15 protein-coding genes and 1 pseudogene are annotated in these 16,458 nt (G+C 58.1%); 9 read left to right on the top strand and 7 right to left on the bottom strand.

Annotation, left to right across the window (positions count from 1 at the left end; translation table 11 throughout):
• Nucleotides 1-119: 119 nt before the first annotated feature.
• The 4 genes from HPDFL43_RS19070 to HPDFL43_RS19055 form a co-directional block, all read right to left on the bottom strand.
• The gene (locus HPDFL43_RS19070; protein ID WP_007199053.1) at nucleotides 120-1,391 is read right to left on the bottom strand and encodes a TRAP transporter large permease; all 1,272 of its coding nucleotides are present in this window, start codon (nucleotides 1,389-1,391) and stop codon (nucleotides 120-122) included.
• A complete protein-coding gene (locus tag HPDFL43_RS19065) occupies nucleotides 1,391-1,948 on the bottom strand; it encodes a TRAP transporter small permease (RefSeq protein ID WP_007199052.1) in 558 nt (185 codons plus the stop codon). Before HPDFL43_RS19065 ends, HPDFL43_RS19070 begins: the two co-directional genes overlap by 1 nt.
• Before the next feature lie 26 nt (nucleotides 1,949-1,974).
• Complete coding sequence (locus HPDFL43_RS19060; RefSeq protein ID WP_007199051.1) at nucleotides 1,975-2,979, bottom strand: TRAP transporter substrate-binding protein; 1,005 nt, start codon at nucleotides 2,977-2,979, stop codon at nucleotides 1,975-1,977.
• A gap of 229 nt (nucleotides 2,980-3,208) precedes the next feature.
• Nucleotides 3,209-3,901 carry a cupin domain-containing protein gene (locus HPDFL43_RS19055; protein WP_156970340.1) on the bottom strand — a complete coding sequence of 231 codons (693 nt, stop codon included), beginning with the start codon at nucleotides 3,899-3,901 and terminating at the stop codon, nucleotides 3,209-3,211.
• A 77-nt stretch (nucleotides 3,902-3,978) separates the two neighbouring features.
• Between HPDFL43_RS19055 and HPDFL43_RS19050 the strand changes: the two genes are divergently transcribed.
• The 8 genes from HPDFL43_RS19050 to HPDFL43_RS19015 are packed head-to-tail and all read left to right on the top strand — an operon-like array spanning nucleotide 3,979 to nucleotide 12,733.
• On the top strand, nucleotides 3,979-4,860 hold the full coding sequence (locus HPDFL43_RS19050; RefSeq protein ID WP_040450552.1) for a polysaccharide deacetylase family protein: 882 nt from the start codon (nucleotides 3,979-3,981) through the stop codon (nucleotides 4,858-4,860).
• Between the two features lie 13 nt (nucleotides 4,861-4,873).
• Entirely contained in the window at nucleotides 4,874-6,478 is a 1,605-nt protein-coding gene (locus HPDFL43_RS19045) for an amidase (protein ID WP_007199048.1), read from the top strand.
• On the top strand, nucleotides 6,475-7,710 hold the full coding sequence (locus HPDFL43_RS21495) for an alpha/beta hydrolase family protein (protein WP_007199047.1): 1,236 nt from the start codon (nucleotides 6,475-6,477) through the stop codon (nucleotides 7,708-7,710). Before HPDFL43_RS19045 ends, HPDFL43_RS21495 begins: the two co-directional genes overlap by 4 nt.
• Nucleotides 7,707-8,366 (top strand): cysteine hydrolase family protein, encoded by a 660-nt coding sequence (locus HPDFL43_RS19035; protein WP_040449354.1) that lies wholly within the window; start codon nucleotides 7,707-7,709, stop codon nucleotides 8,364-8,366. The genes HPDFL43_RS21495 and HPDFL43_RS19035 overlap by 4 nt, the downstream gene beginning before the upstream one ends.
• Nucleotides 8,367-8,369: 3 nt before the next feature.
• Nucleotides 8,370-9,011: an aldolase/citrate lyase family protein gene (locus HPDFL43_RS21490; protein ID WP_007199045.1), complete on the top strand. Its 642-nt coding sequence runs from the start codon at nucleotides 8,370-8,372 to the stop codon at nucleotides 9,009-9,011.
• On the top strand, nucleotides 9,001-9,471 hold the full coding sequence (locus HPDFL43_RS19025; RefSeq protein ID WP_007199044.1) for an OsmC family protein: 471 nt from the start codon (nucleotides 9,001-9,003) through the stop codon (nucleotides 9,469-9,471). The genes HPDFL43_RS21490 and HPDFL43_RS19025 overlap by 11 nt, the downstream gene beginning before the upstream one ends.
• Complete coding sequence (locus HPDFL43_RS19020; RefSeq protein ID WP_007199043.1) at nucleotides 9,468-10,460, top strand: amidohydrolase family protein; 993 nt, start codon at nucleotides 9,468-9,470, stop codon at nucleotides 10,458-10,460. The genes HPDFL43_RS19025 and HPDFL43_RS19020 overlap by 4 nt, the downstream gene beginning before the upstream one ends.
• Nucleotides 10,457-12,733, top strand: a complete 2,277-nt coding sequence (locus HPDFL43_RS19015; protein WP_007199042.1) for a xanthine dehydrogenase family protein molybdopterin-binding subunit — start codon at nucleotides 10,457-10,459, stop codon at nucleotides 12,731-12,733. Before HPDFL43_RS19020 ends, HPDFL43_RS19015 begins: the two co-directional genes overlap by 4 nt.
• Nucleotides 12,734-12,958: 225 nt before the next feature.
• Here HPDFL43_RS19015 and HPDFL43_RS19010 read toward each other — a convergent pair.
• Nucleotides 12,959-13,198, bottom strand: a pseudogene (locus HPDFL43_RS19010) (integrase core domain-containing protein); the annotation flags it as partial.
• 94 nt (nucleotides 13,199-13,292) lie between these two features.
• Here HPDFL43_RS19010 and HPDFL43_RS19005 point away from each other — a divergent pair.
• Nucleotides 13,293-14,027, top strand: a complete 735-nt coding sequence (locus HPDFL43_RS19005; RefSeq protein ID WP_007199040.1) for an IS6 family transposase — start codon at nucleotides 13,293-13,295, stop codon at nucleotides 14,025-14,027.
• 305 nt (nucleotides 14,028-14,332) lie between these two features.
• On the opposite strand, the gene HPDFL43_RS19000 is transcribed toward HPDFL43_RS19005, so the two are convergent.
• Nucleotides 14,333-15,259: a hypothetical protein gene (locus HPDFL43_RS19000; protein ID WP_156970339.1), complete on the bottom strand. Its 927-nt coding sequence runs from the start codon at nucleotides 15,257-15,259 to the stop codon at nucleotides 14,333-14,335.
• An 18-nt stretch (nucleotides 15,260-15,277) separates the two neighbouring features.
• Nucleotides 15,278-16,294, bottom strand: a complete 1,017-nt coding sequence (locus HPDFL43_RS21485) for an SH3 domain-containing protein (protein ID WP_007199038.1) — start codon at nucleotides 16,292-16,294, stop codon at nucleotides 15,278-15,280.
• Nucleotides 16,295-16,458 lie beyond the last annotated feature (164 nt).

Here is a 16,458-nt window from a genome sequence, read left to right as displayed (position 1 = left end):
CTGGAAATCTTCACGAAAAACAGTGCGACGTCGTGAAGTACGATGAAGTAAAGCGACGCTACCCATCAGTGTCCGATTTTCCCGGTAGCTTGCTCATGTTTCAATCTTCCGATTCTGCTCTACATCAAGCCGGGCAACCAAAGCACAACGGCCGGAATGTAGGTGATGATTGCCAGAACCAGGAGCATCAATCCGATGAACGGCAACACCGCCATCACGACCTCTCGGTAGCTCACTTTGAAGGTGGTAATCCCGATAAACAGGTTCAGACCGAACGGCGGGGAAACCATTCCCAAGGCGACATTGGCGACAATAATGGCGCCGAGGTGGATCGGATCTATACCCGCTGACAAGGCCGCCTGAAAGATCAGAGGCGTCAGCACGATAATGGCCGAGTTGGGATCGATGAACATGCCGCTGAAAAGAAACACGATATTGATGATCAACAGCACTTCATAGGTCGAAGCTCCCGACAGAAGCGCGGTTACCTGCTGCGGGACCTGGCTGAGTGTCAGGTAATAGGTGAGCGCGGTTCCGGCGGCGATAAGGATCAGAAGAACCGCAATCGTTGCCGAGGAACTGTTGGCGGCCCGGAAGATGTCCGAGAACGGCATGGACCGGTAAATGATGCACTCGACGATGATCGCATACACGCACGCAAAGGCTGCCGCTTCGGTCGGCGTGAACGCGCCGCCATAGATGCCACCCAAAACAAAGACAGGAAGCCCGAGCGCCCAGAGAGCGATCTTGGTCGCGCTCCAACGCTCAGTCCAGCTCAGCTTGGCGGTCGGTTTGATGCCGCGCATACGCGCATACACATAGGCATAGCAACACAAAACGCTGGTGAAGATGCTCCCCGCCATAAGTCCGGCAAGAAAGATTGCTCCAATCGACGAGTTCGTCTGCAAGGCATAGAGGATCATCGCGACCCCCGGCGGAATGAGCATCGCGAGTGTGGAAGCAGTGGTGATCAGACCGACTGCGAAACCTCGAGAGTAGCCTTGTTTGACCAGCGCCGGATAGACTAGGGGGCCAATGCTTACAACTGCGGCAGGACCGATGCCGGACATGGCGCCGAACAGTGCACATGCGAGAACTGTTGCGATTGCGAGGCCGCCTGTGATGTGTCCGACAAAGCTCTCGGCAAGGCGGACCAGCCGGCTGCCGATCTGGCCGCGGGAAATGATGTCGGCAGCAAAGATGAAAAGCGGAATGGCGAGCAGCGAGAACTTGTTGACGCCGTCGACCATTCTCTGCGGAATGACCATGGAGGGGATTGGCGGCCCGTAAGCTTCGAAAGTGATGATGGTCCCAGCCATGATGGACAGGAAGATCGGAGCCCCGATGACAAGTGTCAGAAGGCCGATGGTAACGAGAACCGCAACGTGCATCAGATGTCCGCTTTCTGTTCGTCAGCGTCTGTACCCAGATCAACCAAGGGAGGGAGTGTATCGGTGATGGCGCGCCAAAAGATTTCGGCAAAGGCCACCATCATAAGCAAAGCGCCCACAAGAACAGGCAGGAAGAAAAGCCCTCGCGGCACCGGAAGCGTCGTTCCCATCTGGCCCGAACCGAAACTGAAGGCCGTCAGATCATAGGAGGAAGATGCGAGGTAGATCATCACCAGGATGCCGATCAATGCACCCGCACCACGGAAAAAGCGTTGCATCTGCGGGCCGACCGCCCGAAGCAGCAGGTCGATGTTGACGTGCCCCTCGCGGCGGACGAGCACGAACGTTCCCACAAATGTGATCCAGACGGTGAGGAGCCGGGCCAGTTCCTCACCGCCCAGAAAGGACCATCCAATCAGGTATCGACCGGATGCGTTGAAGAAGATGGTGAGCGTGGCCCCAAGAAGCGCCAGCCCAGATCCCCACGAGACGACGGCTTCCACGACATTCATGATGCGCACGCCAAAACCGGTGTGGCGTTGGGTTTCGTCTGTCATGGCCGGCGCCTCGCGGGATGTTGATCTTAGTTGGACATCTCGTCTTCAAACATCTTGAGTATTTCTGCGCCGCGTTCACCGTTGGTCTTGGCGTAGAAATCGAGAACCGGCGGCAGGACGGCTGCCTTCATGGCTTCGCGTTCTTCGTCGGTGAGTTCGACGACTGTCACGCCTGCGGCTTCGAAATCCTTCATCGCCTGTTCTTCCTGGGCCATGGTGGCCTCCAGCGTGATCTTGTTAGCCTCAGGCATCGCATCCTTGATTGCCGACTGGCAGCCTTCGCTGAGGCCATCCCACCAGGGCTTGTTGACCAGAATGACCTGATCGAGATTGCCATGATAGGTCATGGTCACGTGCGACTGCACTTCGTGGAACTTCATGTTCCAGCTTGTTGGGATCGGGTTTTCCTGGGCGTCGATCGCGCCGGACTGAAGTGCGGAATAGGTTTCGGGAAACGGCATCGTGACCGGGGTCAGCCCGAACGCCTTCTGCTCTTCGGCCAGAACCGGCGAAGGCATGACGCGAGAGACGAGGCCGTCATAGGCTTCCAGCGTGTTCAGGGGCTTGTTGGCGGTCCACTGCTTGTAACCGGTGTGCCAGACATCGAGCATCACCATGTTGTGTTTTTCCATCTCCGACGCCATCGAAGCCATGGCGGGCGACTTGTGAAGCGCCAGCAGGGCATCAACATCTTTCGGCCAGAAGAACGGGAAATCGAAAACACCGAGAAGCGGCTCGGTGCCCACGATATAGGACGCGGGCATCACGCTCATTTCGATAGAGCCGAACTGGACGCCCTCGTTGATGTCCTTGAACATGCCAAGCTGCCCGCTCGGGTAAACCTGGCCGTCGACATCGCAGCGTGCATCCGCCTCGACGAGTTCGACGATCTTGTCGGCGCCAAGGTCGCGCGGATCGCCGTCGGGAAGAATGTGAGCAATCTTCAGCGTCACGTCGGCAGCTTGTGCGCCGATGGCGCCGGCTACAAGAACAAGGGTGATGGCAGTCGTCATCTTCAAGGCATGTTTCATGTCGTCATCCTCTGGTTTTACCTGCGGCCATCCAGGGCAATGGAACGACCGAAGGGCGGTTTTTATCATTCATACCGACGGACATGGTAAACAGACATGAATATAAATCAAGTGACTTGATTGAAAAGAAATCGGTTTCTTTGCTCCGTCGGCAGGGTCCCCTGTCGCGGAACGGAACATGTATGCATGGCAGGTCACGATGCTTCGTGACTCTAATAAAATCAATCGTCTAGTAGGAGGGCGGGGAATTCACCCAGACAACCCGTGCTACGACTTTCCCGGGGTTGCGATAGGAATGTGGCCTGCTTGAATCAAAAAAGAACGAATCTCCGGCGCCCAGGAGCACCGTCTGATCGCCGACGGTCAGCTCCAGCGACCCTTCAACCACATAGCCCACTTCTTCGCCTTCGTGCTGAATGGCGCCATCGCTGGCAGCGCCCGGTGCAATTACGTGCAGCTGGCCCTGAAGATGGCCGTGGATCTCGTAGGGAGTGAGCCTTTCCAAGGCGAGACCGGGGCCGTGCCGCATATAGCTTTCGCTTAGGACTGACCGTGTGCCCTGGCGCTGAATAAACCGTGAGGTCTCTTCCACCGGTGCAAAAAGCCCGGAAATATTAACGTTCAGGACCTTTGTAATCCTGTGCAGCATGTTGATCGAGGGGCTGACATGCCCGGTCTCGACTTTTGAAAGCATGCTTTCGGAGCAGTCGGCCGCAGCCGCTACGTCCTTCAGCTTCAAGCCTGAAGCGATACGCATGTGCCGGAGCCGGGCTCCGATCAGCACATCATTATGATCCGTTTCGGATGCCGCCGTATCGATTTTCTTGCGCTGTTGCTCGGACGCCATCTCTTTATCCCCTTGTGGACAACCTTTCCGTCCGTAGCTGAAAAATCCGCGCCGAACAACTTTCTTGTTGTTCAAGTGAGTTGATTATCGTTCAAATTTCTGAGATGAACATGATCAGTTAAGTGCCAATGGAAATTGTAGAAGGGATCCAGATGTCCAAGACGCCCGAAGAGAGGATACTCTATTCAGCGATTGTTGACCGTCCGCCGCTCAAGTTCGACGGTGAGACCAAACTGGTCGTCTGGCCGATCGTCAATCTTGAAGTGTGGGAAATCCAGCGGGCGATGGCTCGCCAGGTTCTGCCGGCGCCAACCGGCGTCTCGGTACAGCCCGATATTCCCAACTGGTCATGGCACGAGTACGGAATGCGCGTGGGTTACTGGCGCTTAAAGGCGCTGTTTGACCGCATGAACATCACCCCGACGCTGTCGATCAACGCCAATGTCTGCGAGCGTTACGAACAGGCGGCCGCCTCGGCCAGGGACGCCGGCTGGGAATTCATGGGCCATTCCTATGTTCAGATGCCCACCCATGCGCTTGAGAATGAAGAAGAGAACATGGTGCGCTCGCTGGATGTATGCGAGAAGTTCACCGGAAAACGGCCGGTGGGCTGGCTTGGACCAGGCCTAACGGAAACATATGCATCGCCCGATCTGATGACCAAGCACGGCATCAAATACACCGGTGATTTTGTGTTCGACGATGAACCCTGCGTGTTGAGCACCGACAACGGCCCGCTTGTCACGCTGCCCTATACCGTCGAACTCAACGACATCCCGATGATGATCGTCCAGCATCATGAAAGCAGCTACTTCAAGACCCGGATCATCGACCAGTTCGACCGGCTTTACGCCGAAAGCGGCGAGCGGGTTAAGTTCCTTTCCTTCGCCATCCACCCCTATATCAGCGGCGTTCCGCACCGCATCCGGTATCTTGAGGAAGCCGTCGAATACATGGCAGGCAAGCCGGGCGTGGAGTTCTGGACCGGAGAGCAGATTTATGACTGGTTTGCCGCGAAGTCGAACCTGAAATAGAGCGGCGTTGACAATGAGCATCAAAGACAAAATGGCGCCTGCGGCGCATGGTTTCGATCCGACGTCCGAAGCTTGGGCGCTCTATGGCGGGCTGGTCGAGGCGACGCTCTCGAGCGTTGACGGGATGCTTGCATCGGTCCCCGCAGACGCCGTGGAGCTGCCGGCCGGCAAAATGGGCAAGTCCGCGCCGGTCCCATCCGAAATCGGATACGGCCCGCGCGGAACCGGCGATCTTTGCGATCTCGTCGCGCAGCTGACATCGGGTGAGACAAGTCCAACAAAGGAAGTGGCTGCGGCCCTTGAGCGGGCTTCGGCACGTGACAACGCGTATCACGGCGTGATTGCGCTCGAAGCTGACCGGGCGATGGCGGACGCGGAAAAACTCGAAGCCAAACCATCGGCCGAGCGCGGCATTCTCGCCGGGGCGCCCTATGCGCGGAAAGATCTCTTCAAGCGCGAGGGGTACAGAGCCGAGAACGGGGCCCTGATTTTCAAGGGCCAGATTGCCGACAACACCTCCACGGTGATTGAACGCCTGGACGCGGCGGGCGGCATTGATATAGGCCGGCTGGCGATGGCAGAGCTTGCCATGAGCCCGACAGGCTTCAATGCCCATACCAAGCATCCGCGCAATCCCTGGAACCCGGCGCATGTGACTGGCGGCTCGTCCTCGGGTTCTGCAGTCGCGGTTGCAGCAGGCTATGTGCGGTTTGCGCTTGGCACCGATACCGGCGGATCAATCCGCCATCCGGCCGCGATGTCCGGCCTGACCGGGATCAAGCCGACCGCGAACCGCGTCAGCCGCGCCGGTGTCTGGCCGCTGTCCTGGAGTCTCGATTGTGTTGGTCCGCTCGCCCGGTCCGCACGGGATTGCGGCCTTGTTCTGGACCTGATTTCTGGACTTGATCCACGAGATACATCTGCGGGCTCAGTGGCAACCGCACGCCCGCCGCTGACTGGCGACCTGAGCGGAAAGACCATCGCCGTGCCGAAGGGCTATTACTTCGAGACCGTGACGCCGGCCGTAAAGGCCAGCCTGGATGCGGCGATCGAAACCTTCAAGAGTGCAGGCGCAACCATTGTTGAAACGGCCGGACCGGCTATGACGGCTGTCAACACGATGGCGCATCTCGTGCTCGCGGTCGAAGCATCGGCACAGCTTGCGCCGCATTTCACGGATCCCGATTGCAGCATCGGCCGGCAGGTGCGAGACCGGCTCGAGCCGGGCATGTTCTATTCCGGGATCCACTACGCGACCGCCTTGCGGGTCCGTGCGACGCTGCGCGGCAAGTGGATCGCAGAAGCCATGGAGGGAGCTGACATTGCTTTCATCCCGGCAATTGCCTGTGAAGTGCCGACCATCGAGGAAACCACGCAAGGTGACCCAAAGTTGGTATCCGCGGCCATTGCCAAGCTCACCCATACAACACGCGGCATAAACTACCTTGGTCTGCCGGCGCTCGTCGCACCGTGTGGAGAGGATGCCAAAGGGCTTCCGATTGCATTCCAGCTTGTTGGCCGCCCCGATGATGAGGCAAGCCTTATCGAGATCGCCGATGCCTTTCAGTTGAAGACCGACTGGCACACGCGCACCCCAACAGACAGGAGCATCTCATGAGCAACCCGGTCCCGGAGAATGCGATCGATATCGTCAGTGACAATCTCAATCCGCATTACGAACCCATGGGCTGGCATCACTGGCCCGAGCATCCCTGGCTGACCTATCAGTTTCGTCGCGGGCTTGGCGAAACCCAGGAAGGCGGCGGCGCGGTCTCGGAGTGCTTTCTGGCCGCGAGCCGGATGATTCCGGGAGATTATGACAGCTGGAACCGCGAGTGGATGCGCGTTGCCGACCAGAACTGGGAACGCGGACTGGAGGCCGAGGGCAGGGGCCACATTCGCACAGCGATGAACTGCTTTCTGCGCGCCGCTGATTATTACCGTCAGGCCGAGTTCTATCTGGAGCCCGACGCAGCCGACCGGCTGCCGACATTCGAGAAAATGGAGGCCTGCAGCCACAAGTTCATCAGCTATCTCAATCCCCCCGGTGAAGTGGTCGACATTCCCTATGAGCCGGGAAAGCCTATCTGCGGCTATTTCATCAGGACACCCCATCCCGGCGACAAGATGCCGGTGCTGATCTGCTTTGGTGGCCTGGATTCAATCAAGGACGAGATGTGGTTCATGCAGGCGCATGGCGCATTGCAGCGCGGGATATCTGTTCTGATGGTCGATCTTCCCGGCCAGGGAGGCACGCTCCGCCGTCACGGACTGGCAGCCCGGCACGACACCGAGGTTCCGGTTGGCGCCTGCATAGACTGGCTGCTTGAGCGCGATGACGTGGACCCGGACAGGATTGCCTGTTGCGGCTCGTCCATGGGCGGCTACTATGCGGCGCGCGCCGCCTGTTACGAACACCGCCTTGCCGCCTGCGTGGCGCATGGAGCGATCTGGTCAGTTCACGAAATGTGGGGTGACAAGGACGAGAGCTTCGGTCTCGCCATGCACATCAAATGGGTGATGGGCGAAGACACCATGGCCGTCGCCCTCGAAAGGTCACGGGATTTCGCCCTCGAAGGTCATCTCGAACACATGCAATGCCCGCTTCTCGTCCTGCATGGCGGGCATGACGTGCTGACCGTTTCTGCTGCGACACAGGTTCACGAACATGCGGTCGAAAAGGGGATCAACTCGACCCTGCGGCTGCTCCAGCCCGACGAGACGGGCGCAGAACATTGCCAGCACGACAATCCCACAATCGGTCAGGAAATCCTCAACGACTGGCTCGCTGACGTGTTCGGAATCGACCAGCAAGCGTTGCTCAAGACCGGATGGAACCCGCTGATATGACCGCGACAAGCATGAATTTTGGTGTCGATACTCCAAAGGCCGCCGTGATCGCGATCGACTGTCATCGCGGTCATCTGGATCCGGAAGTCGCGACCATGCCGGTTGCGGCAGATGTGGCGGACGCGGTGATCGCTGCCAACAAGGCGCTGATGGACCGTGCCCGCGCGGCCGGTATTCCCGTCATCCATCTTGTGACCCGCTACCGGGACGCTCAGGAAATCCGTGCAAACGCTTTCTGGCGCACGCGGGCCGAAGATCCGGGCAACACGCGAAAGAACGTGCTCAGGCACAATCTTGACGGCATGCCCGGATGCACGGTCATGCCCCAGCTTCGTGAGCCGGAGGACCGCGTTGTTGACACCAAGAAGCGCTATGACTGCTTTTTGGGAACGGATCTTGATTTTCATCTGCGGGCGCATGGCATCAACACGCTCATCATCACCGGGGTGAACACCAATTCCTGTGTGCTGGCCACGGTGACAGCGGCCAATGTCCGCGACTATGCGGTCATTGTTGCCAGCGACTGCGTGCAGACGATGGACGCGCCGGAACTTCACGATGCCGGATTGCTCTGCATTCGCACGGCGTTCGGCTGGACCATGACCAACGAGGAAATCTACACCCTGCAGGATCTGGGGTTCGGATCGGAAGGCTAGGATTTGTCAGCGGCATTCGACGCGAGCATCGAAAACGGCACCCTTCTGGTTGCGGTCAATCCGGGCCTTTCGCCGGTGCCTGACGCGATGGATGGCGCCAACGCACTGTTCATCGATTGTGAGGGCACAGGGCTCGGCATGGTGCGATCCGCCAAGATGGTGGAGGACGCCAAAGACCGGCGCCTGATCTCGATGATCCGTACGGACGGACTTGGACCCGTGGCCATCGGCGCGGCCTTGTCTGCCAAACCCGATGTGCTGGTCCTGCCGCAGGTGACTACCGAGCAAAGCCTCAAGGATTGCATGGCGCATATCGGTTCTGAGAATGTGGGCGTGATTGCGCAAGTCGAAACTGTGGAAGCGGTGGACTGCCTTGAAGCCCTGATGCGGGTTGACGAAGTCTCGGCCTTTCTTATCGGCCCCAACGACCTTGCAACGGCCATGGGGCATCCCGGCCAGCCGACGCACCCCGAAGTGGTCGCCGCCGTCGACCGCGTCGCCAGGAGGCTATCCGCCGCCGGCAAGGCTTTTGGTTTGCCGGCCCTCACGAAGGCGGCGGCCGAGATGTGGAAGGCACGCGGCGCGCAGCTCCTCTACGTGCCTCTGGCTGCGTTCCAGACAATGGAGTTGAAGTATGGAAATTAAAAAGAAGCCCCTGATCAGTGTCCGGCTTGAAGCGCATTGCCCGACCATGAGCCTGACGGAAATCCGGACGCGCAATCATTCCTTCGTGATTGACGAACCTCCCTACCGGCATGGGACCGATGTCGGCCCGACGCCGCTTGAAACCATGCTCGGCGCCCTGATGAGCTGCACCCATGTGATTGCAGCGCGCATCGCCCATGAGCGCGGCGTCACCCTGGAGTTTGCGAAAATGAGCTGCCACGGGCTGCTCGATCACCGCGGCATCGACAAGGAGGCGGATGTGCCGGTGCCGTTTCCGAAGATCGAGCTCGATATAACGGCGAAAACCGATATGGATTCGGCAACGCTCGAGGATTTCAAGGTCGAACTCGAACAACGCTGCCCGATGTCCGTCATCCTGCGTCAGGCAGGCAGTGAAATTGTGCAGAACTGGACATTCCAGCCGGTGGTGGCGAAATGATCATCGATGCACACACCCACACGCTCTGTCCCGCCGTCAATGAAAAGGTGGCCGGCACGATCAAGCCCGACAGCGTGCCGTACCAGCGCGACATGTCACCTGAAAGCAAGGAACAGGATCATACCCAGTTCCCCGAGCTCAAGATCATGTTCAACCAGGTTGAGCGCCGGCTTGCCGACATGGCGCGGATGGGCATCGACCGCCAGGTGATCGCCCCGGCTCCGGGCCAGCAACACTATTGGGCCGAGCCCAAATTGCTGGCCGAAATCTCGGCGCTCCAGAACGACCATGTCGCCGAACTCGTCGCCAGGGCGCCCGACCGCTTTGCGGGCATCGGCACGTTGCCCATGACAGATCCCGATGCAGCCGTAGCCGAGATAACACGCGCCACACGCGAGCTTGGCCTCCGCGTCTTCCAGATCGACAGCCGGGTGATGGAGCGGGAACTCTCTGACGCCTCGCTTGATCCGATCTACGCGGCACTGGAAGCTGCCGGCGCCGGCCTGATGATCCATCCGCTGGGCTTTTCAAATGGTGAACGCCTGACGCCCTTCTTCATGGTCAATTCGGTCGCCCAGCCGCTCGAAGAACTTCTGGCCTTCAACCATCTGGTCTTCGGCGGGGTTCTTGACCGGTTTCCCAAATTGAAGGTCTATATCGCTCACGGCGGAGGGTTTGCGCCGTTTTACATCGGTCGTTTCGACCATGCCTGGAAAGTGCGCCCCGAGGTCAACCGGCTGACCCCGTCCGCGCCCTCAACCTATTTGCGCCGCATCTATTTTGACACCTGCGTCTACCGTACCGACCACATCGAAACACTGGTCCGGACCGTTGGCGCCGACCGTGTCATGCTTGGCAGTGACTACCCGTTCGACATGGGAGACACGGATCCGCTTGGCCTTCTCAACGCCTGCCAAGGGCTGAGTGATGATGAGAAGGCAACCATCTCCTCGAAAGTCGCCATAGATTTCTTCGGTCTTGAGACATGAAGGCAAAAGACGAGTTCAACAGACTTGTCCAGGGCAACGGAAACTACACCGACGATCTGATTGCCTCCCGCCCCGAAGCCATGCATGTGAGCTTCGTCAGATCGCCCGTGGCCCATGCAAGGATCACCGGGATCGATACGGGAGATGCCGCTGATCAGCCGGAGGTGATCGCGGTTTTCACTGCCGATGATTTTCCGGACCTCAATTCCTTTCCGGCCAGTGCTTTCCATCCGCTTGTTGGCAACGGTGGCTTCAAGCCGGCACCCCGGCCGGCCATAGCCGCTGACCGCGTGCGATTTGTTGGCGAGATTGTTGCGTTGGTGATCGCACGGACCCGCGCTGGTGCAGAGGCCGCTGCGGAAATGGTGATGATCGACTATGACGAGCTTCCGCCGGTTATCGGCTGGGATCCTGCCGCCGATGCGGTCGATCTCCATGATGGAATACCCGGCAATCTGGCGATGGATGTGGGCTTCGGTCATGAGGCTGAACTCACAGATCGCTTTTCGCAGGCCGCCTGCATCGTCGAAGCTGCTGTCGAGCTGCCTCGGGTGGTTGCCAATCCGATGGAGCCGCGCAGCGCCATTGCAACTCATGATCCGGTCACCGGTCGGTATCATCTCTGGGCGCCGCACCAGGGGGTGCCGGAAATGCAGACGGTGCTTGCCGCAGTTCTGGGCGTGGCGGAGAAATCGGTTGCCGTCGAAAGCGTGGATGTCGGCGGTGCTTTCGGTGCGCGCGGCGCGCCCTATCCCGAACATGCACTCCTGATGGCGGCCGCAGAACGGATCGGTGACACGCTGGCTTGGCAGGGTCAGCGTGTCGAGGGTTTCATGTCTGATGCCCAAGGCCGAGGAAATCGCCTCACGGGCAAACTCGCCCTGGACGATAACGGCCGCTTTGTCGCTATCGATGTGATCTACGAGGCCGATCTCGGCGCGTATGCGACACCCGTCGGCGCGCTCATCAATCTGAAGAATCCGGCGCCCTGTATCACAGGAGCCTATCAGATTCCTGTTGCCCGGATGCGGGTTGTCCAGCGTTACACCAACGCGGTGCCCACGGGTCCGTATCGCGGAGCCGGCCGTCCGGACATTGCCTGCCTGGTTGAAAGACTGGTCGACAAGGCAGCCATGACGACCGGGTTTGACCGCCTAACCCTTCGCGAAGTCAATCTGGTTCCTGCATCCGCTATGCCCTGGAAGACCCCGCTCGCCTCGGAATATGATTCCGGCGATTACCACGACCTCATGCGGCGTGCTGCGGAACTCTCGCAGTGGGACGAATTCGAGCACCGGCGGCAGGCTTCACAGCGAGAGGGCAAGCTGCGCGGCATCGGCATGGCAGTCTTTGTAGAAATTGCCGGTGGCGGCCCGGTGCCTCAGGATCAGGTAAAGCTAGCGCTCTACATTGGGGACGATTCGAAACTTCGGATCGACTGCAGGATCCTCGGGCACTCTTCGGGCCAGGGTCCAACCACGGTTTTCTCGCAGTTGGTTGCCGACCATCTCGGCTGTCGTCCGCAGGATGTTTCCATCCTCTATGACAACGGCCAATCGGGTCTTGCCGGTGCCGGTGCATTCGCCTCGCGGTCGGCCTCGATTATCGGGACCGCCATTGCACGAGCATGCGAGGCGGCCCGAACGGAACTGACGGGAATTGCCGCCGACGTGGCAGGTCTGGCGTCGAACGGCATGCATCTCGAGGACGGCGTCTTTCGGGTGGCTGGCGGGAATGTGTGCTCTCTCGAAGATGTGCTCGCGACCGGTGTCCAGCAGAAGGGTAAGTTTGCCTACATAGGCACCGCGGATCGCCACGAGACTTACCCCTCTGGCGCTCATGTGGCAGAGATCGAGATCGACCCTGCAACCGGCGAGATCGAGGTCGTGCGATACACTGCGGTTGACGATTGCGGGACGGTGCTTTCCGAACAGCTCGCCGAGGCTCAGATCCAAGGCGGGATCGTGCAGGGGTTGGGCGAAGCGCTTGGCGAGATGGCTGCCTTCGACGACAGCGGCCAATTACTCAGTGCCAGCTTCATGGACTACCGGATGCCCCGGGCGCTGGATGTCCCCAACCTCACGGTGGAATTCCAAGGCAGCCCGTCGCCACGCAATGTCCTGGGCGTCAAGGGGGTCGGCGAAGCCGGTCTGACCGGCGCCCTAGCCGCCACCTTCAATGCGATTCATCACGCACTTCGAGGAAAGGCCGACAAAGCGGCCCTCCAGATGCCGTTCACCTCCAACAAGGTTTGGCAGGCCATCAATGGCTGAATGTGATAGGCGCTTTGGTTAGCAGGTTGTCAGTGATCTACGCACGCAAGGTCCTGTAGCGTGTTGCATCTATTGTGCCTCATATCCCGCTGCCTTGAAGAAGTTTTAGCATTCGATGACGGTGTATCGGCTTACAATCTCGCCGAGTGCCGAGCTGATTGCATCGAAGCTGCGAGCCGCGTGCTTTGTATGATGCGGTTACCCGTGGGACATCTCGATTGCTATTTATAGCTTTTCTCTGAGGGCTTCGTAAGGCGTGTTGCCGTTGAGCGCGCCGTGCGGCCTATGGAAATTATAAAAGCGCTCCCATTCGCTCAGCTTTATTTCGAGATCGACGTCGGCTTTGTAGCTGAGGAGTTGATAGAATTCTTGGCCGTCCGATCTGTGCGACCGCTCGACCTTGCCATTCAGCTGCGGTGTGCCGAGTTTGATATATGCGTGTCGGATGCCAAGATCTTCGACGTAGCGTTGGTGCATGGATCACTTAATGGATGGATTTCGGTCTTTGATACAGTTGCTAGGTAGCGTCGCCTTAACATTTGCGTCGGTATTTAACGGCATGAACCCGAACCCGAACCCGACGCCCGATGTAACGACGCTGCGCTATAAGCGTCATCGTTTTCCTGCTGAGATCATAGCGCATGCGGTGTGGCTCTACTTCCGCTTTCCGCTGAGCTTGCGTCATGTCGAAGATTTGCTGGCTGAACGCGGCATTGAAGTCTCGTTCCAGACTGTCGCGGAATGGGCTGGCAAGTTTGGCCAGCACTATGCCCGGTCCATCCGGCGGCGTTCGAGGGGAAGTTTTGCCGACAAATGGCATCTGGACGAGATGGTCGTTGCCATCAAGGGCAAGAAATACTGGCTGTGGCGCGCCGTCGACGCAGATGGTTATGTTCTCGATGCCCTGATTCAGAGCCGCCGGAACAAGAAGGCGGCCCTTCGGCTGATGCGAAAGCTACTGAAGGGCCAGTGCGTCACGCCGCGTGTCATGATCACTGACAAGCTCAGATCCTACGACGCAGCCAAAAGGAAAATCATGCCCGGTGTCGAGCATCGTTCGCATAAGGGTTTGAATAACCGGGCGGAGAATTCGCATCTGGTTGTGCGACGACGAGAACGAGGTATGATCCGGTTTAAGTCGGCAGGACAATGCCAGCGCTTTGTCTCCGTTCATGGCCAGATCGCCAACCTCTTCCGTCTTCACCGCGACCGGAAGAGCGCTGCTGAACATCGCAAACTGCGAAACGCCACCATGAATACGTGGCGCGAAATCGCCTTGGCGACCGCGGCATAGACAGGCCCCATCGCGGCTATTTCTGTCCCGACCCCAGTTAAGGCGACGCTACCAGCGAGCATGCCGGGATCGGCCGTGGTGCCACCGGTTCCATCGAATGCTTCGCAAGGCGCGGCCATAGGGCTCAATTCTGAGTGGAAATCAACAAGCCATAGCCGACACCTCTCAACGACAAACCCCCAATTCCCCATCCAACCAGTGAGAGCGCGGTCGAAATCACCCAGTTCTTGCGGGTGTCCAGCTGGACTTCGATGTTCGAAACCCCAGCTAACTCTCCACGATGATATTATTGTGTTTGCAGAAAACTAGAGCCGGCGCGTTTGGCAGCTGATTGAGCCATAGTCAGGCACCATCATATCCCAAACTGTCGATCCGTCACCGAGCTCGTTGATAACGATTTCCCAATCGCTGACATAGCCGCCTTGCAGCGCTTCTCTGTCTGTGAACGTATCGCCAAACGGCGTCATGGACGACATGAGCGGCGGTGAAAACGAACGCGAACCATCCTCAAAATCAGGAAACTGGATCATAACATCGCCAGAATTGGCGAACTGTTGATTGAGCCGGACGACTTGGCCATTGAGCGGTGGATAGTCGGCGCATTGCAACACTTGCTCGGTCGGGGTGCCGTACTGGTAGGGGCTCAAGCGAGACCCGTTTGGCAAAGACGCGGCTTGGGCAAGATTTGCCGCGCGCTGCTCGTGCACGCTTGGAAAGCTTTGAAAGCCGTCCCAGCCGCACTCCCTGCCAAAAGTTTGCAAGGCTTTGCGTGAACCTTCCAAGCTGATAAATGCTTCGCGCTCATTCATTGTAAGGCGTGCTTCATGTCCAGACGACAGCGCTTCCACAATCGGTTCGCTGCCTTTTAGCTGAAACTGCGGTACGATTCCGTTTCCCTCAACAAATCCCATAGTGGTCGCGAAAGAGTAAGGCACGTTATCCACCTCAATGGTCAATTCTGTACCACCTGGTAAATGCACTGATCTGGCCAGACCTGTCGCGCGCATGATGGCAGGGACACCGTATCCGGTGCAGATGAGTTCCAACCCTGCGCAGCTGTTGTTTTGGCAATAATAAGCCTTCACATCGGTGCCTTCACCGGACACTTGCCAACCAGGCGGAGCCACCAAGGAAAGAGCTTGGCTGGGCGCCATCATGTTTGCGCTCACAATCAAGCCCGCGGCTGAAGTGGCAATCGCTGACTTGATGAGTTTTGACAAAACGAAAGTCATGGAGAGCCTCTTCATTGGTTAGCGACAGGTTTCATATGTGCCTGGAATTAGCTGCGAGCGACCGCAAATAATTCCACCCCATTGATAGCCGCCGCGCCCATCGCGATAGCGGATTTGAAACCAAGGGTAGCCGCCCATATCAACGCCCGTGTTTTGTAAAAGCGTGATCGGCTCTCCTTCCGAAAGACTATCGAGGCGTTGCGACTCCATGGTCGGACCGCTACGAACAATGCCGCCCCAAGAAGCTGCTTCTGGGAAATTACCCTGTTGCTGGATTGGCGGAGCGGGATTTAGATTTTGATTTGAGAAATTCTTGTTACCTTGCCCTTGCTGGGGATTAACTTGGCGGCGGGCCAAGGCCTGCTGCTCATAAAGCTGATAGGCAAGAGGGTTGGAGGCTTTTAGGACATCAAGATATGCACAGATCTCCCGCATCGCCTGATCAGTAAGCGCGCCGGCCATGCAGGAGTCCATCGTCAAGGTCGATGTCGCCAACCCGGGCGGTATGGATGAAACTTGCGGTGCCTGCTGGCCCTGCAACGCTTGTCCACCGGCTACCGGCGGCTGAGCGAGAATAAGCGGTGATCGTTGCTGGCCCTGCGGGGCAATTGTTATTTCTTGATAGGCACCAGGCTGAATCCGGTAATTCATAACCGGTGTGCGATTGATGCCGAAAATCCAAGATGCACCGGTGGCGGTTGTGAGGTCCCGGCTTTGTCCTGGCGCAATCTGCCCTATGGGTTCGGGCTGATTGGTCGAAGGGTTGACGCGATATACGTCGACGGCCTCATTGAACGCGTTAACGGCCCGTAACTGGACTTGCTGTGCTTGCTGTTGATTACCTTGCTGGCCTTGCAACGGTTGGCCCTGCGGTGGTTGACCTTGTAGAGGCTGGCCCTGCAAGGGTTGACCTTGTAAAGGCTGGCCTTGGAGTTGCTGACCATAACTGTTGTTTTGTGCCATCGCCGTGCCCGAGATGAATACAAAAAGACACGCACCGACAAGCGCTTTTTTGGAACCATGTCCGTTAGACATCTGATGCCTCCCACTCAAATATTTGACTTTGCAAATCACTGTTTTGGCTGCACTAATATGATGGTACCAGCGCGCTATTGATAACATTTAAAGTCATAGGTTTTTTGAATGCAACATGAATTTGACATTCAGCACCCGTTCATATTGTACTGCCTAGATCGACA

The sequence above is a fragment of the Hoeflea phototrophica DFL-43 genome, from assembly GCF_000154705.2.
Classification (GTDB): domain Bacteria; phylum Pseudomonadota; class Alphaproteobacteria; order Rhizobiales; family Rhizobiaceae; genus Hoeflea; species Hoeflea phototrophica.
This window is presented reverse-complemented; position numbering and strand designations above follow the sequence as displayed.